Raw genomic sequence first — 23,305 nt, forward strand, 5'->3', positions numbered from 1 at the left:
CCGGAGTTCGACAGCAGCGACCTGAGCGACCCTGACTTCGACGACACACCCAAACCGCGCGCCACAGTGATTCCGGCACGACGTATCGCTGCCGAGGAAGATGAAGAAGATGAGGAGGATCCGTTTGCGGACCTTCGTGATCACTCTCCCGCCACGCCAAAACCCGCCCCGCGTCCGATCCTTCCGGTCGTGCCATCGCAACCGCAATACAGCGCAGTGCTCGCGGTACAGCTGGGTTCACAGGAGCAGCTGCGCCGTCTGCCGCGAACGCGCCTGACCGAGCTGCTCGAGCGCTACCGAGACTGCATCGATCAGGCCGCTTCGCTCTACGACAGCGAGCTACACACCCTGAACGACGGCAGTTCGCTGATGGTTTTCAGCACCCAGGACAGCGGCGATGACTACCTGACCAATGCGATCTGCTGCGGCGAGTTGCTGCGTGCGTTGAGCCATGCGTTGCAGATCGAAGTCGCCGACAGCGGCATCACCCTGCAACTGCAGCTGGGCCTGACGCTGGGCGAAGGCCTGCATGGCATGAACCAGATCGATCTGCTGCTGACCGAAACCGCGCAGGACGCCTTGGCGCTGTCGCAGCACAGCCGCAATCTGCTGCTGGTGGAGCGCAAGATCAGCGAAGACCCGACCATCCGCCAGCGTGCGCGTATTCGCCCGATTGCGAGCCCTGAAGGTGCCAGCTGTGTGGAGCGTCTGATGGAGCCGTATCCATCGATGCTGGAGCGCCAACTGGCGCGCATGCACGAGGCACGCAAGGTCTAAGCGTCACCCACAAAAAAGCCCGCATCGCTGCGGGCTTTTTTGTGGCCGTCACTCTCAGAAGCGGAACACTTCCAGATCGGTGCGGATGGGTGATGCCATCGGGATCTTCGGCTTGTCCTGATCAGTGCGGGTTTTCGCCGGCGCCGAGGCCTTTTTGGGCACGTCCGCCACATAGGGCTGACTCGCGATGGGCTTGACCGCGACACTCAGCTTATCCGCCAGGCGCTGCAGCAAAATCCCTTGAGCCTTGACCTGCGCAGCTGATGAGCCTGCATGGGGCTCTTCCAGGTGAACCAGCTTGCTGTCGCGCACATTGCCGCGGCGGTCGAGCAAGCGCCACTGGGCATCCAGTACCGCCGGCTGCTTCTCGCCGGAATCCAAACGAGTGATGGACAGCACCACCTGCACATCGGGCGTGAAATTGGCCGCGGCAGGCGCCATCACTACGCGTTGGCTGTCGAGCTTCCAGGCCAACTGGCGCAGAAGCAGTTGATCGATATCGGCAGACAGGCTGCCGGCCCAGCGACCGTCGGTGGAGGCCTTGAGGCTGCCATCCGGCTGACGCTGCAGTAATGTTTCACGTTGCAGATAGTCAGCAATCGCCACAGGGCCCAGCAAGACTGCGACCCCGTTGGTGTGTTTCGGTTGCCCAGGGTCGCCGCTGTCCAGCTGATAGAGCGACGTGGGCTGATGAACGCTGCAACCGGCCAAACCCAGAACGCCGGTCAACAACAGAACACAGGGAACACGTAGAAAATTCATCATCCCGTCCAAGTGAACGCCGTGTAACGCGTCCACGCTGTTGAATACTTTGAAAACATGAAGGCATTCCGCCATAGCGGCGCCGGAGGACGTCATATCATCCGTGAATATGCGCGTTGACTCCAGCGATTCTGCGTCGCTCTCGTGACGAAACGAAGAGCGACCGCCGAACCAACCGCCTTAGCCAGCGGTTTCTACCAATAGCGCATCGACGCGCTGGAATCCCCGCGGCAGCTTGTTGCCCCGTCGTCCGCGTTCGCCTTTGTAGTGCTCCAGATCGTCGGGCTTGAGCGACAGATTGCGCTTGCCCGCCTGCAGCACCAGCGTGGCGCCGTCCGGGACGACGGCCAGGTCGGTCACAAACTCTTCCCGACTGGCAACGCGCTCGCCCGGAATGCCAATGATCTTGTTGCCTTTGCCCTTGCCCAATTGCGGCAGATCGCTGATTTTGAACACCAGCAAGCGACCTTCGGTGGTCACGGCGGCGAGCCAGTTGTGCTCACGATCCGGCACCGGACGCGGCAGGATCACCTTGGCCCCGGCCGGCAAGCTCAACAGCGCCTTGCCTGCTTTGTTCTTGGCCTGCAGGTCTTCACCCTTGACCACGAAACCGTAGCCGGCATCGGACGCAACCACGTACAGCGCGTCATCCTCGGGTAACAGCACGCATTCGAATGTCGCACCGGGCGGCGGCGTCAGACGCCCGGTCAGCGGTTCGCCTTGCCCACGGGCCGATGGCAAGGTGTGCGACGGCACCGAATAACTGCGACCAGTGGAGTCGATAAACACCGCAAACTGGTTGGAACGACCCGGCGCCAGGGCCTTGAAGCCATCCCCGGCCTTATAAGAGAGCCCGGTGGCATCGATTTCATGACCTTTGGCGGAACGAACCCAGCCTTTTTCCGACAGCACGACCGTCACTTTCTCGTTCGGCAGCAGATCGTGTTCGGTCAGGGCTTTGGCTTCGGTGCGCTCGACGATAGGCGAACGACGGTCGTCGCCATAGGTTTCGGCATCCTTGATCAGCTCGGTGCGTACCAGTTTCTTCAGCTTGGCCTCGCTGCCCAACAGGGCTTGCAGCTTGGCTTGTTCCTTGAGCAATTCATCCTGCTCGGCACGCAACTTCATTTCTTCCAGTCGCGCCAACTGACGCAAACGGGTGTCGAGAATGTAATCGGCCTGGATTTCGCTCAGGGCGAAACGCGCGATCAGCGCGGCTTTCGGGTGCTCCTCGGTGCGGATGATGTGAATCACTTCATCCAGATTGAGATAAGCGATCAACAAACCATCCAACAGGTGCAAGCGACGCTCAACCTTGTCGAGGCGGAATTGCAGGCGACGACGCACGGTCTGTACCCGGAACTCCAACCACTCGACCAGCAATGCGCGCAGGTTTTTCAGCTGCGGCTTGCCGTCCAGGCCAATGATGTTGATGTTGACCCTGTAGCTCGACTCCAGCTCGGTGGTCGCGAACAGGTGCTGCATCAGCGCATCGTGGTCGAAGTTCTTACGGGCGCCCGGGATGATCACGATCCGGCACGGGTTTTCGTGGTCGGATTCGTCACGCAGGTCAGCGATCTGCGGCGCTTTGGACGGTTTGGCCTGCATCATCGCCGCGATCTGCTCCAGCACCTTGGCACCGGACACCTGATGCGGCAGCGCGGTAACGATGATGTCGCCGTCTTCGATGTGGTACACGGCGCGCATACGCACCGAGCCCTTGCCGGTTTCGTACATTTTCAGCAGGTCGGCGCGGGGCGTGATGATTTCCGCTTCGGTCGGGTAGTCCGGGCCCTGAATGTGCTCACACAGCTGCTCGACCGTGGCTTTCGGCTCATCGAGCAACCGCACGCAGGCTGTCGCGACCTCCCGCAGGTTGTGCGGCGGTACGTCGGTGGCCATGCCGACAGCGATGCCGGTGGTGCCGTTGAGCAGAATGTTCGGCAAACGCGCCGGCAACACCAGCGGCTCGTCGAGGGTGCCGTCGAAATTCGGTCCCCAATCCGCCGTGCCCTGACCCAATTCACTGAGCAGCACTTCGGAGTAACGGGACAGACGCGCTTCGGTGTAGCGCATGGCGGCGAACGACTTGGGATCGTCCGGCGCACCCCAGTTACCCTGGCCGTCGACGAGTGTGTAGCGATAGCTGAAGGGTTGTGCCATCAGCACCATGGCTTCGTAGCAGGCCGAGTCGCCGTGGGGGTGAAACTTGCCGAGCACGTCACCGACGGTACGCGCCGATTTTTTGTGCTTGGCGTCAGCGTCCAGGCCCAGCTCGCTCATCGCGTAGACGATGCGTCGCTGCACAGGCTTCAGGCCGTCGCCGATGTGCGGCAGCGCCCGGTCCATGATCACGTACATGGAATAGTTGAGATAGGCCTGTTCGGTGAAGTCAGCCAGCGATCGGCGTTCTACGCCATCCAGGCTGAGGTCAAGGGAGTCGCTCATGCGGGCCTCATCATTTTGTCGTCTGGCGCAGCAGCAATGTGCCGCCGCGCTGTGTGAATTCGAGTTGTTTCACGGCGCTCATGCCCAGCAGCACCTGTTCACCGTCCAGACCGGGCACCACCAGGGCGCGCACGTTGTTCAGGACGATGTCGCCAATCTGTAACCGTTGCAGCGTGGTCCGGAACGCGTCGGTGCGTCCGTTGGCCGTACTCACCTGTACGCGCTCGCCCCGCTCGAGGCGCAGCGCCTGCGCGACGTTCTCCGGCACGGCGACGTTGGTTGCGCCGGTGTCGAGCATGAACTGCACCGGACGGGTATTGATCTGCCCGGTCATGACAAAATGGCCGTCACGATTACCCACCAGCTTCACCTCGACATAGCCGTCTCCATGCTCGGAGGCGACGATGGTATTCGGATTTTCCTGACGCTGCTCCCACTCGCCAAAAAACCGCGTCGCCAGAAACAGCGCCGCCGCCCAGGCGATGATCAGCATCAGCCGCCCGGCGCGTTTGCCGGGGGGTGACTGGGTCAAGGCTTGCCGCTCCAGCCACCCTCGGGCGCGGCAAAGCGCCAGACGACGGGACGTTTTTCGCCATCGGCGCGGACACCGAAGTTGTTGTCGGTGCCGACCCAAGCGCCTTTTTCGTCGACGATCAGCGCTTCGGTCAGGCCGTATTTCTGGTCATACAGCCGGTTGGGCTGGAGCGCCTCTTTGGCGAACGACCAGCACGTTTCCAACTGACCTGTCGTCAAGGTCCGACGGCAGATTCGGTAAGCCGCGCGCTCCAGGGTGAACAGCTTGCCCTTGTACAGCGAGATGTCGGAAAAGTCCTTGGAGACGGCCTTGCCACCCAGCTCGGGCGGCAAAATATCGTTGCCGGACTCGACTCGCAGAATGCAGCTGGCGTCACAGGCCCAGCCGTCCTTGCCGAGCTTTGCGGTCAACAGGCCGCGCTTGTCACGCTCGGCGGCGAGCCATAGTTGATCGCCTGCCGGATTGACCGCGATCCCTTCGAATATGGCGTTGAAATGCTGCAGCATCCCGGCCGACTGCGCTTCTTCGACGACCTTCCTGGGCAGCTCCAGCCAGACCGGCGCACCGTCAACCGGCACTTTCAGCACGGCGGCGTAGGCTTCACTGACGAGGTAACGGTTGCCCGCTGCGTCGCAACTCACGCCTTCAAAATCCAGGTCGCCGCCACGGATCAGCGCCGAAGCCTTGGCCATGCCACGCAGGGTCGCAGACAGCCCGCTGTCCGGAATCGGTGGGATTTCCAGCGTCTGGGCCTTGGCTTTCCAGACCGTTGCCGAGGTGTCAAGGCTGTAAAGCAGGGTGTCGTCGCGGTCCGAAACGGTCCACAGCACGCCGTTGCAGGACGCGAGCCCGGACAGGTTGCCGCCGATCATGTCGTCCACCGGATGCTCTGACAGCAGCTTGAGCTCGGGCAATGGCGCGGCGAAAACGGGCGTGGCGATCAATAACAGCGCTGCAAACCAGCCCCGCATCAGACCAGCACCTCGGCCAGATTGCCTTTGGATTCGAGCCAGCTCTTGCGGTCGCCTGCGCGTTTCTTGGCCAGCAGCATGTCCATCATTTCCGACGTCGCCTCAAAGTCATCCAGGGTCAGCTGCACCAGTCGGCGGGTATTCGGGTCCATGGTGGTTTCGCGCAGCTGCGGCGGGTTCATTTCACCCAGGCCTTTGAATCGGGTGACCTGCGGCTTGCCGCGTTTCTTCTCAGCCACGAGCCGGTCGAGAATGCCGTCGCGCTCGGCTTCGTCCAGGGCGTAATAAATGTCTTTACCCAAGTCGATACGGTACAGCGGCGGCATGGCGACGTAGACGTGACCTGCATCCACCAGCGGGCGGAAATGCTGGACGAACAAGGCGCACAGCAGCGTGGCGATGTGCAAACCGTCGGAGTCGGCGTCGGCGAGGATGCAGATTTTGCCGTAGCGCAGCTGGCTCATGTCCGCAGCGCCCGGATCAACCCCGATCGCCACGGCAATGTTGTGCACTTCCTGGCTGGCGAGCACTTCGCCGCCGTCGACTTCCCAAGTGTTCAGGATCTTCCCGCGCAACGGCAGGATGGCCTGAAATTCCTTGTCCCGGGCCTGTTTGGCGGAGCCGCCGGCGGAGTCACCCTCGACCAGAAACAGCTCGGAGCGCATCGGATCCTGCCCCGCGCAATCGGCCAGTTTGCCCGGCAGTGCAGGGCCTGAGGTGATGCGTTTGCGCTCGACCTTCTTGCTCGCTTTGAGACGACGACCGGCATTGTTGATCGCCAGTTCGGCCAGCTGCATTCCCATTTCCGGGTGCGCATTGAGCCACAGGCTGAAAGCATCCTTGACCACACCGGCAACAAACGCCGCCGCCTCACGGGACGACAGCCGCTCTTTGGTCTGGCCGGAGAATTGCGGCTCTTGCATCTTCATCGACAGCACGAAAGCGATGCGCTCCCAGACGTCTTCGGGTGCCAGCTTCACGCCGCGGGGCAGCAGATTACGGAACTCGCAGAAGTCACGCATCGCGTCCAGCAGGCCCTGCCGCAGGCCGTTAACGTGGGTGCCGCCCTGAGCCGTCGGAATCAGGTTGACGTAACTCTCCTGAACGCTGTCGCCGCCCTCGGGCAACCACAGCAGCGCCCAGTCGACAGCCTCTTTATTGCCTGCGAATACGCCGCAGAACGGCTCGTCGGGCAGGCGCAGAAAGTCGGACACCGAATCCTGCAGATACGAGCGCAGCCCATCCTCGTAATGCCACTCGACCTTCTCGCCGGTGCCTTTGTCCTCGAAGCTGACCAGCAGGCCCGGGCACAGAACGGCCTTGGCCTTGAGCACGTGCTTGAGGCGGCTGACAGAAAATTTCGGGGTGTCGAAGTATTTGGGGTCCGGCGCGAAATACACGCTGGTGCCGGTGTTTCGCTTGCCAACGGTGCCAATCACCGCCAGTTCGCTGGCTTTGTAGCCATCGGCAAAGGTCATTTCATATTCGTTGCCATCGCGCTTGACCCGTACCCGTACCTCGGTCGAGAGCGCGTTGACCACGGAAATCCCGACGCCGTGCAGGCCGCCGGAGAACTGGTAGTTCTTGTTGGAGAACTTGCCGCCGGCGTGGAGCTTGGTGAGGATTAGCTCGACGCCCGACACGCCTTCTTCGGGGTGGATGTCCACGGGCATGCCGCGACCATCGTCGGAGACTTCCAGCGAATTGTCGGCGTGCAGAATGACCTGCACGGACCGGGCGTGACCTGCCAGCGCTTCGTCGACGCTGTTGTCGATGACTTCCTGCGCCAGGTGGTTGGGGCGTGAGGTGTCGGTGTACATGCCCGGCCGTTTGCGGACCGGGTCGAGGCCCGAGAGGACTTCGATGGCGTCTGCGTTATAAGAGCTAGCGCTGGGATTGGCCATGGGGTCTCGTCATCAAGTCGTTCATGAAATTTCGGAGTGCTACTGTTTTACAAGAATGTTTTTACAAGACTGTTCTACACGTGTGTCGCAGCGACGGCTCAGGTCAGAGCCCGCTCAGATCGACGCCCTGCAGCAGCGCTGGAGCGAACCCGGCGAAGCTCAACAGCGCTGGCATCTTTGCAGCGAAACCCTGAAACCCATGGTCGCCACCCGCTTCGATGCGCAATGCACAAGCCCGATAGAAACTTTGGGCGCGGCGGTAATCCAGCGTCTCGTCGCCCGTCTGCAGCCACACCTGAATACGCTGCGGGTCCTGCGGAGCAGGCACTTCCAGCTCGGCCAGCGCCTTCACGTGGTCGTGCGTCAGCTCCCAGCTCTCGCCGGTATAAAGGTTTTGTTGGGTGCCGAGAAAACCATCGAAGAGCTGATGCGGATTGACCGCCGGGTTGATCAGCACAGCCTTGAGGCCGTGGCGCTCAGCCAAGTGAGTCGCATAGTAGCCGCCGAGCGAGCTGCCGACCAGCAGCGGCCGACCGAGCTCCTTGATTGCGGCCTCCAACTGGGTCAGCGCCTGACGCGGATGATGATGCAGTTCGGGCACGCGCACGTAATCGCTCAAACCCAGACGCGCCATCAGCGTCGTCAGCTGTGTGGCTTTCTGCGACCTGGCCGAGCTGTTCAGGCCGTGAATATAAAGAAGCGTCGATTGATCCTGGTTCACGCAGTTGCCTCCCAAACGGCAATCGATACATCCCGGACGGGCTGGCCTGTCGCCGCCCATCAAGGCAAAGCCACGCAGTTTACAGGGTCAACTGCGCGATGACTCACCTGTTGACGAATCGCGGCAAATTGAGGAAATGTCTTTCAGTAGCCCGCGCCGTTGATGTCGACGTCGAACAGGTCGGGCTCGATACGCGAAACACCGGTTTCGACCCGCCCATCCTCGTGCAGGCGCAGCCAGCGATAGCCGGGCGCAAGGTCATCAAGACCGAAATCCACGCTGTTCGGCGCGAATTGAATGCAGGTCGATGGCGAAGCCATTAGCCGCACGCCGTCACGAAGCTGATCGAATTCCTGATGCACATGACCCCACAGCACCGCACGCACCTGAGGAAATCGATCCAGGACCGAAAAAAGCGCCTCGGGATTGCGCAAACCGATGGGTTCCATCCATGCCGCCCCGATGGGCAGCGGATGATGATGCAGACACACCAGATGATGCCGCTCCGGCGCCTCGCTCAAGGCCTGGGCGAGCAACTGAAGCTGGCCGTCTTGCAGATAACCGGGGACGGACCCGGAAACAGCAGAATCCAGCATCGTGACCCGCCAGTTGCCGACGTCGACGACCGGTTCGAGAAAGTCGCTGTTCTGCGCGGCAATCGCCATCTCCCTCAGCTCGTCGTGATTCCCCGGAATCCAGCGCGCGGGCGCATTCAGGCGCTCACTTGCCTCGCGGAATGCCTGATACGACTCAACCGTGCCGTCCTGAGACAAGTCCCCCGTCGCCAGCACCAGATCAATCGCCGGCTGCTCGATGAGGACACGCTCGACCACCGCATCGAGACTGGCGCGCGTGGGCATGCCCAGCAGCGTGCCGTCCGCTTCGGCGAACAGATGGCTGTCGGTCAATTGGACGACCAGCACGGATGAGGAATGAGAGGATGGGCTCGACAATGGCCATCTCCTTAAGCGGATGTGGCCGGATTATGGTGTGAGATCGGTGCGGCGGCAAACCTGGAAAGAGGGCCTGGTTCTCATCTGCGTGCAGAAGGTCCAGCCGATAAGTCGCGCCGTCTCAGCGTACCGCCTCAAACTCATGCCCGCACGCCAGGCAATGGCTCAGCCATTCACCCAGAAACACGTTGAGCTGGGCCTTTTCGTCAGGCTGGTGCATGTCGGCATTGGGATAGGGATAGATACCCTGGAAACGACGCGCGTGCTCGGCGCCGATGACTTCGGCCATGCGCGCGTCGTGGTAGACCTGCACTTCGAGGACGGGCACCGGCAACCACGGCAGGCTGTGTTCCTGACGGACTTGGAGCGTGGTGGTGTACGGGCAATCGAGGATGACCTCGACCGCCAGCACGCCCAGCATTTGATCGCCCTGGGTCACGGCGACCCGGCGTGAGCGCTGTTGATTGCGCATATCGGGCAGCAAACGCATCAAGCGCGCGTAGTTCGCCTCGCAGGCGGCTTGCAGCCCGGCGAGGTCAACACGATAGCGCTCGCGCAGAAGATTCACGACCATAGCCCCCTTACTTCGGCGCGGTTAAGCGCCAGCCATTGCATTGCAATAATAGTTGCGGCGTTGACGATGCGCCCGTCCCTGACGGCTTGCATCGCGTCGTCGAATGACCAGACCGAAACCCGGATGTCTTCGGCCTCTTCTACCAGCCCGTGCAGCCCACCTGCCCCCTCGCTGTCGCATTTGCCCAGGTACAGATGCACGAACTCGTTGCTGCCGCCCGGCGATGGAAAGTATTTGGTGATCGGCCAAAGGGCGTTGAACGTCAGCCCAGCTTCCTCTTGTGCCTCGCGGTGAGCAACCTCTTCGGGCTCCTCTTTTTTATCGATCAGGCCGGCGACCATTTCGATCAGCCAGGGGTTCTCATGCTTGCCAATGACGCCGACGCGGAACTGCTCGATGAGCACGACTTCATCGCGTTTGGCGTCGTAGGGCAGCACGCACACTGCATCGTGGCGAACGAACAGCTCACGTTTGATTTCCGGGCCCATGCCGCCCGCGAACAACTCGTGGCGCAATTGAAGACGGTCGAGCTGGTAAAACCCTTTGAAGCAGGTCTCACGGTGTGTAATTTCGTGCTTTGTCGGTGTCGATCTGTTGCTATCCGTCATACATTTCTCACTGCTTGAGCACTGTGTCCGGGCCCATCCTAACGCGCTGTGGTGCGGGATGCAGCCCTTTGAATTCGCAAAACCGGTCACCGGGGTAGACGACTGCCGGGGAAAGCACTCTAATCCGCCCGATGGCGAACTGATTGCGCCACCCACAGTCGAAGGACCTTGCCGTTACCTACCACGTGACGCCCCCTTATGCCGATGCCAAGGATCAACATGTCTTTTCTGAAGATCATTTCACTGGCCTGCGTGGCCCTGATTTTGGGCGCCTGCCAAAGCCTGTTCCAACCCAATCTGCGCAGTCCGCTGACCGTTCAGCGCGACGCCTCCGAGCTGATGAAGCCCGGCTGCACCACCGATGATTGCCCGCTGGTGAACATCGACACCGTGCATTTCCCCGATGAGCCGAAACTTGACGAGATCGTCCAGCGCACGCTGCTGCAACTGACCCGCAGCGACAGCGATGGTCCGGTGCCGCCGACGCTGAAGGCGTATCAGGAGCAATACCTGAGCCGCGCGCCGGCGCGCAACAGCAGCTACCTGCAAGCCAAGGTACGTGAGCAGCATGACGGAATCGTGGTCGTGGAGCTGTCCAGCTACGTCGATTCCGGCAGCGGCCAGGGTAATCCGGGCCGCGCGTTCATCAACTATTCTCGCCAGCAGCACCGCGTGCTGACACTCGCGGACATGCTGGTGCCGGGTCAGGAAGCTGCCTTCTGGGACAAGGCCCGCCTCGCTCATCAGGCCTGGCTGATCAGCAGCAAGCTGGACAAGGACACCGAGTTCCAGAACATGTGGGCATTCAAGCAAACTTCCAACATTGCTCTGACGTACGGTGCGGTGATCCTCAAGTACCCGGTGACAACCATCGCCCCCTATGCCATGGGCCACATCGAGCTGAAGATTCCGTATCCGCAGTTGAACGGCATCATCAAGCCTGAGCTGTTTCCTGGCCGGAGCTGATCGCTTTACTAAGTACCAGCTGCAGCATGCCGGCGACAACGAGCGCGGGCAGCGTCGCGCCGATGTCCGGATACAGATTCGCCAGCAGATGGTAGGTGCAGATCCCGCCGATCCACGCCAGTAGCGTCATCCAGCGCAAGCCCGCTGTCGCAACTCCGTGAGAGCGGCGGCGCAGGATGAAGTGATCCACCAGTACCACGCCGAACAGTGGCGCGAACACCGAAGCGATCATCAGCAGGAAGTTCTGGTATTGGGCGAGTGGCGCAAAGCAGGCGATCAGTGTGCAGATGATGCCGATCGCCAGCGACAGGTGTTCGACTTTGGCCTTGAGCAGAAGGCCGCTCGACACGGCTGCACTGTGAATGTCGGCGAATGCGTTTTCCGATTCGTCCAGCAGGATAAGCAGCAACGGAATGCCCATCCCCGCGCCCGCCAGCGCCAGCAGCAGCGCGTTGGCTTCACCACTTGGCGCGAAGGCCAGGGTGTACGCCACGCCAAGGGACATCAGCCAGAAATTGCCGATGAAGAAGCCCAGCGATGTGCCACCGAACACACCGGTGGCGCGCTTGCCGAACCGTGAGTAGTCCGCAATCAGCGGCAGCCACGACAGCGGCATGGCGATGGCAATGTCGAAGCCGACGGCAAATGGCATCGAATTGTCGCCCGCGCGTGACCACAGCGCCGTCAAATCAGCCTTGCTGAACAAGTTGAAGGTCAGCCAGGCGCACGCCGCCAAGAGCAGCCAGATGCCCCATTTGCGCAGGATCTGCCGGACGAAGGCCAACGGACCGCTCACGGCGAGCAAGGTCGCGAGGGCGCCGAACACGAAGGTCCAGGGCATCGGACTCGCCCAAAGGCTCCCTTCGGAGAAAGCCCCCGCGCCCAGCAGGCTGGCGGCGTCGCGCATGACGATGATTTCAAACGAGCCCCAGCCTACCAGTTGCAGCAGATTGAGAATCGCCGGAACGCCTGCTCCCTTGCTGCCCAGGCTGAGCTTGAGCGCCGCCATCGACGACAGCCCGGTGTCACTGCCAACGACGCCAACAGCAGCGAGCAGCAAGACGCCGACCAGCGTGCCGAGGAGAATCGCCAGCATCGAGCCGGACATGCCCAGCCCCGGCGCCAGCAATGCGCCGGTTTGCAGGACCATGAGGCCGATGCCGAGGGAAAACCACAGAGAGAATAGATCGCGCCCGCCAAAAACCCGCTTGGCGGCGGGTACGGGGGCGTCGGGGGAATAGGTGCCGGGTGTGTTCACGTTTGTTGTCCCGAAGAAACTAATAGTTGATCGTTCCCACGCTCTGCGTGGGCACGCCTACCGGGACGCTCTGCGTCCTGAATGACGCAGAGCGTCAGAGGCGGCATTACCACGCGGAGCGTGGGAACGATCACGCGGCGCTGACTAAGCGCATGCAGATCAAACCTTTTTATAAAGCTGACTGCCTTCCTGCCTGAACCGCGCCGCCTGCTCGCGCATGCCTTCGTCCACCGACACGTCCACCGCGCTGATCTTCTGGTTGGCGGCGTACTCACGCACTTCCTGGGTGATCTTCATCGAGCAGAATTTCGGCCCGCACATGGAGCAGAAATGCGCGACCTTCGCCGAGTCTTTCGGCAGCGTCTCGTCGTGATAGGCGCGCGCGGTATCCGGGTCCAGCCCGAGGTTGAACTGGTCTTCCCAGCGGAATTCAAAACGCGCCTTGCTCAGGGCGTTGTCACGAATCTGCGCACCGGGATGCCCCTTCGCAAGATCCGCGGCATGGGCAGCGATCTTGTAGGTAATGATCCCGGTCTTCACGTCGTCCTTGTTCGGCAACCCCAAGTGTTCCTTGGGCGTGACGTAGCACAGCATCGCGCAGCCGAACCAGCCGATCATGGCCGCGCCGATGCCCGACGTGATGTGGTCGTAACCCGGTGCAATGTCGGTGGTCAGTGGGCCGAGGGTGTAGAACGGCGCCTCGTCGCAGCACTCCAGCTGCTTGTCCATGTTCTCCTTGATCAACTGCATCGGCACGTGGCCAGGGCCTTCGATCATGCATTGCACGTTGTGTTTCCAGGCGATCTTGGTCAGTTCGCCGAGTGTCTCCAGCTCACCGAACTGCGCCTCGTCGTTGGCGTCGGCAATCGACCCCGGGCGCAGGCCGTCACCCAGGGAGAAGCTGACGTCGTAGGCCTTCATGATTTCGCAGATGTCGTCGAAGTGGGTGTAAAGGAAGTTTTCCTTGTGATGGGCCAGGCACCATTTGGCCATGATCGAGCCGCCACGGCTGACGATCCCGGTCACGCGCTTGGCGGTCAGCGGCACGTAGCGCAGCAGTACACCGGCGTGAATAGTGAAATAGTCCACGCCCTGCTCCGCCTGCTCGATCAGCGTGTCACGGAACAGCTCCCAGGTCAGGTCTTCGGCGGCGCCACCGACTTTTTCCAGCGCCTGATAAATCGGCACGGTGCCGATGGGCACGGGCGAATTGCGAATGATCCACTCGCGGGTCTCATGAATATGCTTGCCGGTGGACAGGTCCATGACCGTGTCCGACCCCCACCGAATCCCCCAAGTCAGTTTCGCCACTTCCTCTTCGATGGACGAGCCCAGCGCGCTGTTGCCGATGTTGCCGTTGATCTTCACCAGAAAGTTGCGCCCGATGATCATCGGTTCCAGCTCAACGTGGTTGATGTTGGCCGGAATGATCGCGCGACCGCGGGCGATTTCCTCGCGCACGAACTCGGGGGTGATCTCTTTCGGAATGCTCGCACCGAAGCTCTGGCCTGGGTGCTGCTGGGTGAGCAGGCCGGCGGCGCGGGCTTCCTGCAGCTTCATGTTTTCGCGGATGGCGACGTATTCCATCTCGGCGGTGATGATGCCCTGACGCGCGTAGTGCATCTGGCTGACGTTAGCTCCCGACTTTGCCCGACGCGGATTGCGCACGTGGGCGAAACGCAGCCTGGTCAGCTCGGCATCGGCCAGACGCTGCTGGCCGAAGTTGGAGGTCAGTCCCGGCAGGCGTTCGGTGTCGGCGCGGGACTCGATCCATGCCGAACGCACGTCGGCCAGGCCTTTGCGCACGTCGATGATGACGTTGGGGTCGGTGTAGGGGCCGGAAGTGTCGTACACACAGACCGGCGCGTTGATCTCGCCGCCGCTGTCTGTTCCGGAGAAGCCGGTGGGCGTAACGTCCAGGCTGATCTCGCGCATGGGCACACGGATGTCCGGACGCGAGCCCTGGACGTAGATTTTCTGCGAGCGGGTAAACGGTTGAACCGACCCCGAATCGACTTGGGCGGATTCACTCAGATTGGCGTTTTTTAGTGTTGTACTCATCACGGGCTCTCCAGACATCATCCAGCGGCGGAATGAATTGTCGGAGCTTGAGCCTGATGAACACGGACGGATGCACCCTGAGACGACATGGATGCTGAGAATCGAAGAGGCGCGGACTGTTCAGAAATTGAACAAAGACGACCCCGGACGACGCTCAAGAGGACTCGCCGGGAGACGAGAAATCTTGTTCCCTACGCAGGCGCTAACCTGATCAGGTTCAACGGGATCCGGATTATCCGATCTCAGCCTCATATCAAGGCACCCCGACAAGAACGGCGTCAGTCTAGTCGCGGCGCAGGCCAAACGCCAAGCGCGGAATTCAAACGCGCGTTAAATGGCTGATTTGCCCGATTGTTGTCCCTACCCTCTGGAACTACACTCGCTACGCGGCGCCAAAGCCATCTGGATCGGACGCAACGTCAATGTCTTCATACCGCTTGAATTACTAGGGAATGTCTATGCTGCGCAAATTTTCACTGGCCATTGCCGTGTCGTGTGCTTCGAGTGCGATGGCCGGGGCAGCAGACGTGCCGCTGCCAACCAGGACCGGGTTGGTCAGCGTGTATCAGGAAGCGGTGAACAACAACGCTGATCTCGCGGCGGCCCGCGCCAGCTATGACGCGCAGAAGGAAATCGTGCCTCAGGCTCGCGCCGGCCTGCTGCCGAACATCTCCGGTGGTGCTGACATCAATGACACCCGCACATCGATTGACCAACCCTCCGCCGTCATCAGCCGCAGCGGAACGGTCTATCGCGCGACCCTGAGTCAGCCGATCTTCCGTGCCGACCGCTGGTTCCAGCTCAAGGCTGCGAAGGACGTCAACGAGCAGGCCATCCTGCAGCTCTCGGCCACCGAGCAAAACCTGATTCTGCAAAGCGCCGAGGACTACTTTGCGGTGCTTCGCGCACAGGACAATCTCGCCTCGACCAAGGCGGAGGAAGCGGCGCTCAAGCGCCAGCTCGATCAGGCCAATGAACGCTTCGACGTCGGTCTGTCGGACAAGACCGACGTGCTTCAGGCGCAAGCCAGCTACGACACCGCACGCGCTGCGCGGATCGTCGCCAAACGCCAGGTCGATGACGCGTTTCAGGCGCTGATCACCCTGACCAACCGCGATTACAACTCCATCGAAGGCATCGTGCACACCCTGCCTGTGCTCGCACCTACGCCCAACGACGCGAAAGCCTGGGTCGACACCGCGACGCAGCAGAACCTGAATCTGCTGGCCAGCAACTACGCCGTCAGCGCCGCTGAAGAAACCCTGCGTCAACGCAAGGCAGGCCACGCGCCTACCGTCGATGCGGTAGCGCAGTACGAGAAGGGCGACAACGACCCGCTGGGCTTCACCAACCCCAATTACACCGGTCAGAGTTTCCACGGCAGCGTCGAGCAACGCACCATCGGCCTGCAGGTGAATATCCCCATCTACAGCGGCGGGCTGACCAGTTCTCAAGTCCGCGAGGCCTATGCCCGCCTCGGCCAGAGCGAACAACAGCGCGAAGGTCTGCGCCGCCAGGTGGTGGAAAACACCCGAAACCTGCACCGCGCGGTGAACACCGATGTCGAGCAGGTCCAGGCGCGCAAACAGTCGATCATCTCCAACCAGAGCGCCCTGGAGGCCACGGAAATCGGCTATCAGGTGGGTACGCGCAACATCGTCGACGTGCTGGATGCACAGCGCCAGTTGTATGCATCGGTGCGCGATTACAACAACACCCGCTACGACTACATCCTCGACAACCTGCGTCTGAAGCAGGCAGCCGGCACGCTGAGCCCGGGGGATCTGCAGGATCTGTCGCGCTTCCTGAAGGCCGATTACAACCCTGACAAAGACTTCCTGCCGCCTGATCTGGCGAAAGAAGCGGCGAAGAACTTCGAACGGCCGACGGAGCGGTGAGCGGCTTCACTGAAAGGATGTAATGCATTGAAACGGGAATCACTGCGCTTGATTCGTAGTCAGTGACCTGTGCCCTGAAACCGCGCAGTAGCGTGGTGAATGACGTACTTGTGGGAGTGAGCTTGCTCACGAAGACGATATTCCAGCCGCTGAAGATTTGGCGGATGTACCTGCCTCTTCCCGAGCAAGGTGGAGCGCCACCCCGGTCGGTCCCACAGGTACTCAGTCAGCAGGCAGAGCTGCGGAGTTGGCCAGCTTTACTAGTCGGATTGGTGGCGCCCTGACACTCCGATGCCGTGCGGTAACTAGCGCACCTGTGGGAGTGACCGGGGTGGCGCTCCACCTTGCTCACGAAGGCGGCATTTCAGGCGCAATCAGTTCAACAACCGCCCAATCCCATCCAGCAACCTCTGCAACGCACCTTGATTGGCCTTCATCACGGCCAATCCGGCATCGGCCATTGCCTTTGCTTTCTCGGGCTGGTCGATCAAGCCCCTCACCGCTACGGCCAGTGCGGGCGAGTCACTGACCTCTTCCAACGCGCCGGCACTGCGCAGCATGGCGGCGATTTCGAGGAAGTTGAACAGGTGCGGGCCGCTTAGAACGGGTTTATCCAGCGCCGCAGGTTCCAGCAGGTTATGGCCGCCGTTGGGCACGAGGCTGCCGCCGACGAAGGCGATGTCGGCCAGCGCGTACAGAAACAGCAACTCGCCCATGGTGTCGCCCACCAGAACCGACGTTTCCGGCGTCACCGCCTCGGCCGTAGACCGACGAACGCTGGCAAACCCCTGCTGCTGGCTCAGCTCAAACACGCTGTTGAACCGCTCGGGGTGACGGGGCACAAGGATCAACAGCGCATCGGCATGGGTTTCCATCAACGTGCGATGGGCCGCCAACACCACCTCGTCTTCGCCCGCATGGGTACTGGCGGCAATCCAGACCGGACGCTGCAGGGTCTGCCATTGCTCACGCTGCTGAACGGCACGCTCAAGCAATTGCGGATCGATGGTCAGGTCAAACTTGATCGAGCCTGTCACCGTGACGCATTCGGGCCGAGCGCCCAGGTCACGAAAACGCTGGGCCTCGGTTTCGGTCTGTACGGCAAACAGGCTCATCTCGGCGAGCATCGGCCGAGTCAGCCCGGCGAAGCGTCCGTAGCCACAGGCGGAACGCTCTGACAACCGCGCATTCGCCAGCACCGTCGGAATGCCGCGCTTCGCACACTGATGAATGTGATTGGGCCACAGCTCGGTTTCCATGATCACGCCGATCTTCGGCTGGATGTGATCGAGAAAGCGCCCGGCGGCCCACGGAAAGTCATAGGGTAGATAGCAATGCTGGACGCGCGGCTCGTGGGCAAACAGCGACTGAATGCGCTCCGAGCCGGTCGGCGTCATGCAGGTGATGGTGATGGGCAATTGCGGATAGCGAGCCAGCAACGCGCGAATCATTGGCGCGGCGGCAATGCTCTCGCCCACCGACACCGCATGCACCCATATCCCGCCACGCTGCATGGCAGGCAGCCCCAGGGCGAAGCGCTCACCGACCCGTTGCGCGTAGGCCGGAGCCTTGCGCGAACGCAGCCACAGGCGCAGGGCGATCAATGGGAGGCCGAGGTGAAACAGGATGCTGTAGAGGGTTCTATTCATGGGCGCGGAGTTTATCAGCCAATTGCTGTCAGATTTCCATCGAGCTTCGCACATATCTTGCCCGGCACAGTCCACCTGAGACCACCGCGCCTCCCCAAAACGCCAGGTTGTTCGGTGCCGGGTAAGCCGCTTTAATGACGGCCATCGAAAAGGAGTAACACCATGCCTGCGTACTACCTGCTGGCCATCGCCATCTGTGCCGAGGTCATCGGCACCGTGTCCATGAAAGCCGTCAAAGGCCTGAGCACGCCGATCCCGCTGCTGCTGGTGATCGTCGGTTACGGCATTGCGTTCTGGATGCTCACGCTGGTGGTGCGCACCATCCCGGTTGGCGTGGCATACGCCGTGTGGGCGGGCATGGGCATCGTCATGGTCAGCATCGCCGCGTTGTTTATTTATGGGCAGAAACTGGATCTGCCTGCCATTGCCGGCATGGGTCTGATCGTCGCAGGCGTTGTGGTCATCCAGCTGTTCTCGAAGACGGCCGGTCATTAAGGGGGTTACTGAAAACAGCCTTCCCCTATAATGCCGGCATTCGTTTCGCCATTTGAGGTGCCCATGTCATCTGCTATTTCCACTGACGTCCTGATTGTCGGCGCGGGCGTTGCCGGTCTCTGGCTCAACGCGCGACTGCGGCATCAGGGCTTTTCGACGGTGGTGGTGGAAAAGGCCAGCCTGGGTGGCGGCCAGACACTCAAATCCCAGGGGATCATTCACGGCGGCGCCAAATACGCCCTGCACGGCGCGCTGTCCGGCGCTTCCGAAGCGATCGCCGACATGCCCCGCCGCTGGCGCGAAGCGCTGGAAGGCAAAGGCGAGCTGAACCTGTCGGGCGTGCGCCTGCTGTCGGAAGCCCACTACCTGTGGTCGCCCGGCACCATCGCCGGCAATCTCACCAGTTTCTTCGCCAGCAAGGCCGTGCGCGGGCGCGTCGATCAGGTCAAGGGCAGCGACCTGCCGCCTGCGCTTCAGGATCCGCGCTTCAAAGGCAAGGTGTACCGCCTGGCCGAGCTGGTCATCGACATCCCCAGCCTGGTGAAAAAACTGACGGAGCTGGCGGGCGACAGCCTGCTGGCGGGTCAGGACATCGAGCCGCTGCGGGTTGATGGCGAACTGGTCGGACTGCGCGTCGACGGCCGCGACATCCACGCCCAGCGGGTGGTGCTCAGCGCCGGTGAAGGCATGGCTGATCTGCTCAAGGCGCTGAACGTGAGCCAGCCGGCCATGCAACGCCGGCCGCTGCACATGGTGCTGGTCAAAGGCCCGACGCTTAAACCGCTGTACGCCCATTGCCTGGGTGGCGGGCCGAAACCAAGGATCACGGTGACGACGCATCCGGCGGCCGACGGTCAGTGGGTCTGGTACCTGGGCGGCAACATTGCCGAGGCCGAAGGCGTTGCCCGCAACCCCGCCGAGCAGATCGCCGCCGCAAAAAAAGAACTCGGGAATCTGCTGCCGTGGGTCGACCTCAGTCAGGCGCGTTTCGCCACCCTGCGCGTGGACCGCGCCGAGCCGCAGCAAAGCGGTCTGGTTCGCCCCGACAACGCCTTTCTCGACGTGCAAGGCCGCTTGCTGGTTGGCTGGCCGACCAAGCTGGCGCTGGCTCCCGACTTCGCCGATCGCGTACTGGCCTCGTTGTCCCGGGATGACATTCACCCCACCCCACAACCGCCGCACACCGACTTCCCCAAGCCGCCCCTCGCCATGCCTGTCTGGGATCAACTGCTGCCATGAAGACCCTGCACGATCTGCATCGACCGCTCGGCACCCTCGGCATCAACGTTTCCCCCCTGGGGCTGGGCACGGTGAAGCTGGGCCGCGATCAGGGCGTCAAATACCCCAATGGCTTCAAGATTCCCGACGACGGCGAAGCGCAGATGCTGCTTAAGCTGGCGCGGGATCTGGGCATCAACCTGATCGACACCGCCCCGGCCTACGGTCGCAGCGAAGAGCGCCTCGGCCCGCTGCTGCGCGGGCAACGCCAGGACTGGGTAATCGTCAGCAAGGTGGGTGAGGAATTTGAAGCCGGCCAGTCTCGGCACGATTTCAGCGCCGAACATACGCGGCTGTCGGTGGAACGCAGCCTGCAGCGCCTGGAAACGGATTTCATCGACTTGGTGCTGGTGCATTCCGACGGCAACGACCTGCACGTGCTCAACGAATGCGCCGTGTATCAGACCCTGGCCGAGCTCAAGCGCGAAGGCAAGATTCGCGGGTTCGGCTTCTCCGGCAAGACCGTCGAAGGCGGGTTGCTGGCCTTGCAGGGCGGCGACTGCGCGATGGTCACGTACAACCTCAACGAACAGGGCGAACAGCCGGTCCTCGACTACGCTGCTGCACACGGCAAAGGGGTGCTGGTCAAAAAAGCACTGGCCAGCGGGCACGTTTGCCTGAGCCCCGGTGTCGATCCTGTGCGTGCCAGTTTCGAGTTGCTGTTTGAACATCCCGGCGTCACCGGTGCTATCGTCGGCACCATCAACCCGCTGCATCTGGCCCATAACGTGGCAACCGCCGCTGCCGTGATCCGTCGTCAGCCCTGAGACGCACGGCCGACCCCAACGCAAGAAGGAGCCGATATGCCGCGAACCCTGATCCGAAAGAACCCCAGTAACTTCAAGACCCTGCCGATATTCGTCGAAGCCACCCCGGAAGGCCTGACCTACCAGAGCGTCGGGATGCCGCTGAATTTCACCCAGACCCTGGCGCGGCGTCGCAAGATCGACGTAGAGGACAGCGAACGGTTTTCCACCGAGCTGGCCAATCTCGGCGTCTCGGTGCGCCTGACCCTGCGCTGGCAGAACCGCGATTACTGGGTGCTGGTTCGCCAGCGCCGTCAGGACCGTGGCGATGTGGTGCTCAAGCTGATCTCGGGCTACGTTCCCGCCCACGAGCTCAACCTGCCGTTGCACACCGCGGTGCAGGAAGTCGCTGAGGAATGCCTGATCGAGACGCCCCAAGGCTGGCTCGGCGGACGCTTCAATGAAACCTGGCTGCCTGCGCCCTATGCGGCAGCGCTGCATTACCGCGAAGCGATGCCCTTTCGCCTCACACCGCTTTCCGGGGCGGCACGCCCTGTACGTTGCGGCAGCCTGACCCTGATCGAGCGGCCCCGCGCTTATGTGCATTTACCGACCGCCTCGTTGCAGCTGATTTACGACATGCGCCTGGAAGTGCCGAAAGAGGCTCGACCGCTGAGCCTTTTCCACGTCGATGAAAGCCTGGAAAACAACGAGCTGGTGGCGCGCCTCAATCGCAGCAAGCCGGATCTCTACCTGATGCCCCTGGAAAACGGCTCGCCCCTGCCCAAGCTTTACACCCTGAAAAACGACAAGCTTTCGCCTGCCGGTACGCGGGGTCTTTATCTGGCCGAGAGCTTCGCTCCGCAAGAAGGCTGGGTGGTGCGCGAGGAGCGGATTCGCTGGAAGGACTGGCTGGTGCAGCAGGGCATGACGCCGAAGAAGAAGCCCAAGTCAGGGCTGACCAAGCTGCGCATCAAGGCGCGGCGCCTGGTCAGGCTGGTTCGCAGCGGCCTGCACAAGTAAGCCGCCGCTCAGCTCTTCTCGGCAAGGTGTTTGTCACGCCAGGTGCGCAGTCGGGCGAAGAAGTGGAAATAGCGGTTTTCGCGTTTGCCCATCCCGCGCTTCGGTGAGAACGACTCATCGGCGAAGGCGCCGGTGATGCGCACACGCGAGGCGGTCGTTGGCAGTGTGCACACCCGGGCATCCGCCTTGAGCAGCGCGTACTTGAGCAAGCGCTCCGAGTGCAGTTTGCGGCCTGTCGCTTCGCAGAATTCAAAGATGCGTTCGATCCGCTTGCCGTAGGCCCGGTAAACATCGCGGCCGCAAATGGCGAAACGATCATTCAGCCCGCCCCACCACTGCCAGTCCGGGATATAGGCGTTCAGCCGCCGGGCCTGCGGCGAATGAAAGACATAACCCGGCAGCGGCGAATGGAAGAAGTTGTCCGGACGCACAAACACCACGAAGTCCGGATCGAACGACTCCATCATGCCCGTGACCGTGTGCAGGGAGTTGAGCTGATAGATCAGGTTGCGCAGGGAAACGTACTCGTCGCCCCAGGTGTCTCCCATCCCCTTGACCCGTTCGAAATCCCAGCGATCGAGCACGCCGTCGGTGGATTCGAGAACCCCCGTCATCGACTGGAAAACGTCGTAGTTCTGCGCCTTCAGCTCGCCCTTCTCCGCCGAGCGCTGGTTGTGCACTTCGTCGATCTTGTAGAGGTGGTAAAAGCATTTGACGTTGCTGCCCTTCGGCAACTGCCCAAGGACATTTTCCTCGATGGACGGAAAACAGATTTCCGAGTTGCGCGGGATACCAAAAAACGCGACCGCAATGTTCAGCACTGACAAACTCTCCGGGATCAATGGCGATGCGCCTGGACACGCGCGCGCAAGCGGCGGACGGGGTCGTTCATTTACTAAATAGCAGCTTGCGCCACCAGCTTCGGGGCTTGAGGGCGATCACCTCGACGTCGGCGCCCAGCAGCCAGTGGCGCTCATAGTCCCAGGCGTGGCCGCCCCAGAGCTTGCCGGCTTCATTGGAAAAACCCAGGGTCAAAAGTCTGTAGCGATAACCGGCATGGGGGCGTAGCCAGTCGAGCAGCACCAGCACGTTGAATCCTGTGGAGGGCCCGACGAAGCGCTTGCCGTTGGGGCGATCAACCGGATAGTGCTCAGCCAGTGCCGGCAACGGAATGCGGTCCCAATAGAGCGCAACGTCAGGCAGCGGGCACAGCTGCACGGCGCATCCCACCAACAGTGTGAAGCAGCGTGACCCCGGTTGGGCGGCGAGTTTTTGTACTTCAGCGGTTGCGGGGAGTCCGAAGAAATAACAGTCCGGCGCATTGAAGCCGTGCACAAACAGGTTGACGCTTTCTGGCTTCAGCAGAGCGGCCTTGACGCACAGATTGAAGCTGACCACCACATCGTCGGCGCCCACGCCCAAGGCATCGAAGTCCGCCTGGGTGATGGCAGGGTTGTTGGCGATGAGGATGACCCGTGCAGCGTTTGCCAGGCACTGGCGCAGTGCAGCGGGAAGTGGGGGGGGGGGGGGGGGGTCGGGGGGCGGGGGCGCGCGGGGGGGGGGGGGGGGGGGGGGGGGGGGGGGGGGGGGGGCGGGGGGGCGCGGCGTGTCAGCGCCGGCGCACGCCTTGCGGTGTCGCCTTCTCCTCATACCTTGAGTCCCAGCTTGCCGCTGTTTT

The 23,305-nt window shown here is 61.9% G+C and carries 20 protein-coding genes, 1 pseudogene and 1 riboswitch; of the genes and pseudogenes, 7 read left to right on the top strand and 14 right to left on the bottom strand.

Annotation, left to right across the window (positions count from 1 at the left end):
- Positions 1-72 precede the first annotated feature (72 nt).
- A pseudogene (locus SLW74_RS18365) lies at positions 73-777 on the top strand (histidine kinase); the annotation flags it as partial.
- A 54-nt stretch (positions 778-831) separates the two neighbouring features.
- Here the strand turns inward: SLW74_RS18365 and SLW74_RS18370 are convergent.
- From SLW74_RS18370 to SLW74_RS18410, 9 genes are all read right to left on the bottom strand, one after another.
- On the bottom strand, positions 832-1,539 hold the full coding sequence (locus SLW74_RS18370) for a membrane integrity-associated transporter subunit PqiC (protein WP_065987883.1): 708 nt from the start codon (positions 1,537-1,539) through the stop codon (positions 832-834).
- A gap of 180 nt (positions 1,540-1,719) precedes the next feature.
- Positions 1,720-3,987: a DNA topoisomerase IV subunit A gene (gene parC, locus SLW74_RS18375; protein WP_410929713.1), complete on the bottom strand. Its 2,268-nt coding sequence runs from the start codon at positions 3,985-3,987 to the stop codon at positions 1,720-1,722.
- Positions 3,988-3,997: 10 nt separating this feature from the next.
- Positions 3,998-4,480 carry a TIGR02281 family clan AA aspartic protease gene (locus SLW74_RS18380; protein WP_296310613.1) on the bottom strand — a complete coding sequence of 161 codons (483 nt, stop codon included), beginning with the start codon at positions 4,478-4,480 and terminating at the stop codon, positions 3,998-4,000.
- A gap of 35 nt (positions 4,481-4,515) precedes the next feature.
- Complete coding sequence (locus tag SLW74_RS18385; RefSeq protein ID WP_065987822.1) at positions 4,516-5,493, bottom strand: esterase-like activity of phytase family protein; 978 nt, start codon at positions 5,491-5,493, stop codon at positions 4,516-4,518.
- Positions 5,493-7,397 (bottom strand): DNA topoisomerase IV subunit B, encoded by a 1,905-nt coding sequence (gene parE / locus SLW74_RS18390; protein ID WP_065987823.1) that lies wholly within the window; start codon positions 7,395-7,397, stop codon positions 5,493-5,495. The genes SLW74_RS18385 and parE overlap by 1 nt, the downstream gene beginning before the upstream one ends.
- A 103-nt stretch (positions 7,398-7,500) precedes the next feature.
- The gene (locus SLW74_RS18395; protein ID WP_410929714.1) at positions 7,501-8,118 is read right to left on the bottom strand and encodes a YqiA/YcfP family alpha/beta fold hydrolase; all 618 of its coding nucleotides are present in this window, start codon (positions 8,116-8,118) and stop codon (positions 7,501-7,503) included.
- Positions 8,119-8,261: 143 nt separating this feature from the next.
- The gene (gene cpdA / locus SLW74_RS18400) at positions 8,262-9,071 is read right to left on the bottom strand and encodes a 3',5'-cyclic-AMP phosphodiesterase (protein ID WP_410929715.1); all 810 of its coding nucleotides are present in this window, start codon (positions 9,069-9,071) and stop codon (positions 8,262-8,264) included.
- Positions 9,072-9,192: 121 nt separating this feature from the next.
- Complete coding sequence (locus tag SLW74_RS18405) at positions 9,193-9,645, bottom strand: DUF1249 domain-containing protein (RefSeq protein WP_065987826.1); 453 nt, start codon at positions 9,643-9,645, stop codon at positions 9,193-9,195.
- Complete coding sequence (locus SLW74_RS18410) at positions 9,636-10,253, bottom strand: NUDIX domain-containing protein (RefSeq protein WP_065987827.1); 618 nt, start codon at positions 10,251-10,253, stop codon at positions 9,636-9,638. The genes SLW74_RS18405 and SLW74_RS18410 overlap by 10 nt, the downstream gene beginning before the upstream one ends.
- 219 nt (positions 10,254-10,472) lie before the next feature.
- Between SLW74_RS18410 and SLW74_RS18415 the strand changes: the two genes are divergently transcribed.
- Positions 10,473-11,219 (top strand): RsiV family protein, encoded by a 747-nt coding sequence (locus SLW74_RS18415; protein ID WP_192135369.1) that lies wholly within the window; start codon positions 10,473-10,475, stop codon positions 11,217-11,219.
- Here SLW74_RS18415 and cytX read toward each other — a convergent pair.
- Together cytX and thiC are read right to left on the bottom strand one after the other, a co-directional pair.
- Positions 11,188-12,477 (bottom strand): putative hydroxymethylpyrimidine transporter CytX, encoded by a 1,290-nt coding sequence (cytX, locus tag SLW74_RS18420; protein ID WP_410929716.1) that lies wholly within the window; start codon positions 12,475-12,477, stop codon positions 11,188-11,190. The genes SLW74_RS18415 and cytX overlap by 32 nt on opposite strands.
- A gap of 159 nt (positions 12,478-12,636) precedes the next feature.
- The gene (thiC, locus tag SLW74_RS18425; RefSeq protein WP_410929717.1) at positions 12,637-14,538 is read right to left on the bottom strand and encodes a phosphomethylpyrimidine synthase ThiC; all 1,902 of its coding nucleotides are present in this window, start codon (positions 14,536-14,538) and stop codon (positions 12,637-12,639) included.
- Between the two features lie 171 nt (positions 14,539-14,709).
- Positions 14,710-14,814, bottom strand: a riboswitch (TPP riboswitch).
- Between the two features lie 182 nt (positions 14,815-14,996).
- On the opposite strand from thiC, the gene SLW74_RS18430 reads away from it, so the two are divergent.
- On the top strand, positions 14,997-16,436 hold the full coding sequence (locus SLW74_RS18430; RefSeq protein WP_065987833.1) for a TolC family outer membrane protein: 1,440 nt from the start codon (positions 14,997-14,999) through the stop codon (positions 16,434-16,436).
- Positions 16,437-16,810: 374 nt separating this feature from the next.
- On the opposite strand, the gene waaA is transcribed toward SLW74_RS18430, so the two are convergent.
- Complete coding sequence (waaA, locus tag SLW74_RS18435; protein WP_410929718.1) at positions 16,811-18,085, bottom strand: lipid IV(A) 3-deoxy-D-manno-octulosonic acid transferase; 1,275 nt, start codon at positions 18,083-18,085, stop codon at positions 16,811-16,813.
- A 162-nt stretch (positions 18,086-18,247) separates the two neighbouring features.
- On the opposite strand from waaA, the gene SLW74_RS18440 reads away from it, so the two are divergent.
- From SLW74_RS18440 to SLW74_RS18455, 4 genes are all read left to right on the top strand, one after another.
- Positions 18,248-18,580: a DMT family transporter gene (locus SLW74_RS18440; RefSeq protein ID WP_065987835.1), complete on the top strand. Its 333-nt coding sequence runs from the start codon at positions 18,248-18,250 to the stop codon at positions 18,578-18,580.
- A gap of 63 nt (positions 18,581-18,643) precedes the next feature.
- Positions 18,644-19,819 (top strand): NAD(P)/FAD-dependent oxidoreductase, encoded by a 1,176-nt coding sequence (locus tag SLW74_RS18445; protein WP_410929719.1) that lies wholly within the window; start codon positions 18,644-18,646, stop codon positions 19,817-19,819.
- Positions 19,816-20,625 carry an aldo/keto reductase gene (locus SLW74_RS18450; RefSeq protein WP_410929720.1) on the top strand — a complete coding sequence of 270 codons (810 nt, stop codon included), beginning with the start codon at positions 19,816-19,818 and terminating at the stop codon, positions 20,623-20,625. Before SLW74_RS18445 ends, SLW74_RS18450 begins: the two co-directional genes overlap by 4 nt.
- 36 nt (positions 20,626-20,661) lie before the next feature.
- Positions 20,662-21,627: a metal ABC transporter ATPase gene (locus tag SLW74_RS18455; RefSeq protein WP_410929721.1), complete on the top strand. Its 966-nt coding sequence runs from the start codon at positions 20,662-20,664 to the stop codon at positions 21,625-21,627.
- Between the two features lie 8 nt (positions 21,628-21,635).
- On the opposite strand, the gene SLW74_RS18460 is transcribed toward SLW74_RS18455, so the two are convergent.
- Positions 21,636-22,448 carry a hypothetical protein gene (locus tag SLW74_RS18460; protein WP_410929722.1) on the bottom strand — a complete coding sequence of 271 codons (813 nt, stop codon included), beginning with the start codon at positions 22,446-22,448 and terminating at the stop codon, positions 21,636-21,638.
- A 67-nt stretch (positions 22,449-22,515) separates the two neighbouring features.
- On the bottom strand, positions 22,516-23,130 hold the full coding sequence (locus SLW74_RS18465) for a hypothetical protein (protein WP_410929727.1): 615 nt from the start codon (positions 23,128-23,130) through the stop codon (positions 22,516-22,518).
- Between the last annotated feature and the right edge of the window lie 175 nt (positions 23,131-23,305).

The sequence above is a fragment of the Pseudomonas sp. W5-36 genome (assembly GCF_046540455.1).
GTDB classification, from domain to species: domain Bacteria; phylum Pseudomonadota; class Gammaproteobacteria; order Pseudomonadales; family Pseudomonadaceae; genus Aquipseudomonas; species Aquipseudomonas graminis_B.

Excerpts from the sequence above, each read along its gene's own strand:
- SLW74_RS18370 (WP_065987883.1), bottom strand. The coding sequence starts at position 1,539 with ATGAATTTTCTACGTGTTCCCTGTGTTCTGTTGTTGACCGGCGTTCTG.
- SLW74_RS18455 (WP_410929721.1), top strand. The coding sequence starts at position 20,662 with ATGCCGCGAACCCTGATCCGAAAGAACCCCAGTAACTTCAAGACCCTG.
- SLW74_RS18450 (WP_410929720.1), top strand. The coding sequence starts at position 19,816 with ATGAAGACCCTGCACGATCTGCATCGACCGCTCGGCACCCTCGGCATC.
- SLW74_RS18410 (WP_065987827.1), bottom strand. The coding sequence starts at position 10,253 with ATGACGGATAGCAACAGATCGACACCGACAAAGCACGAAATTACACAC.
- SLW74_RS18380 (WP_296310613.1), bottom strand. The coding sequence starts at position 4,480 with ATGCTGATCATCGCCTGGGCGGCGGCGCTGTTTCTGGCGACGCGGTTT.
- waaA (WP_410929718.1), bottom strand. The coding sequence starts at position 18,085 with ATGAATAGAACCCTCTACAGCATCCTGTTTCACCTCGGCCTCCCATTG.
- SLW74_RS18405 (WP_065987826.1), bottom strand. The coding sequence starts at position 9,645 with ATGGTCGTGAATCTTCTGCGCGAGCGCTATCGTGTTGACCTCGCCGGG.
- parC (WP_410929713.1), bottom strand. The coding sequence starts at position 3,987 with ATGAGCGACTCCCTTGACCTCAGCCTGGATGGCGTAGAACGCCGATCG.
- SLW74_RS18430 (WP_065987833.1), top strand. The coding sequence starts at position 14,997 with ATGCTGCGCAAATTTTCACTGGCCATTGCCGTGTCGTGTGCTTCGAGT.
- SLW74_RS18415 (WP_192135369.1), top strand. The coding sequence starts at position 10,473 with ATGTCTTTTCTGAAGATCATTTCACTGGCCTGCGTGGCCCTGATTTTG.
- SLW74_RS18385 (WP_065987822.1), bottom strand. The coding sequence starts at position 5,493 with ATGCGGGGCTGGTTTGCAGCGCTGTTATTGATCGCCACGCCCGTTTTC.
- SLW74_RS18440 (WP_065987835.1), top strand. The coding sequence starts at position 18,248 with ATGCCTGCGTACTACCTGCTGGCCATCGCCATCTGTGCCGAGGTCATC.
- SLW74_RS18445 (WP_410929719.1), top strand. The coding sequence starts at position 18,644 with ATGTCATCTGCTATTTCCACTGACGTCCTGATTGTCGGCGCGGGCGTT.
- parE (WP_065987823.1), bottom strand. The coding sequence starts at position 7,397 with ATGGCCAATCCCAGCGCTAGCTCTTATAACGCAGACGCCATCGAAGTC.
- thiC (WP_410929717.1), bottom strand. The coding sequence starts at position 14,538 with ATGAGTACAACACTAAAAAACGCCAATCTGAGTGAATCCGCCCAAGTC.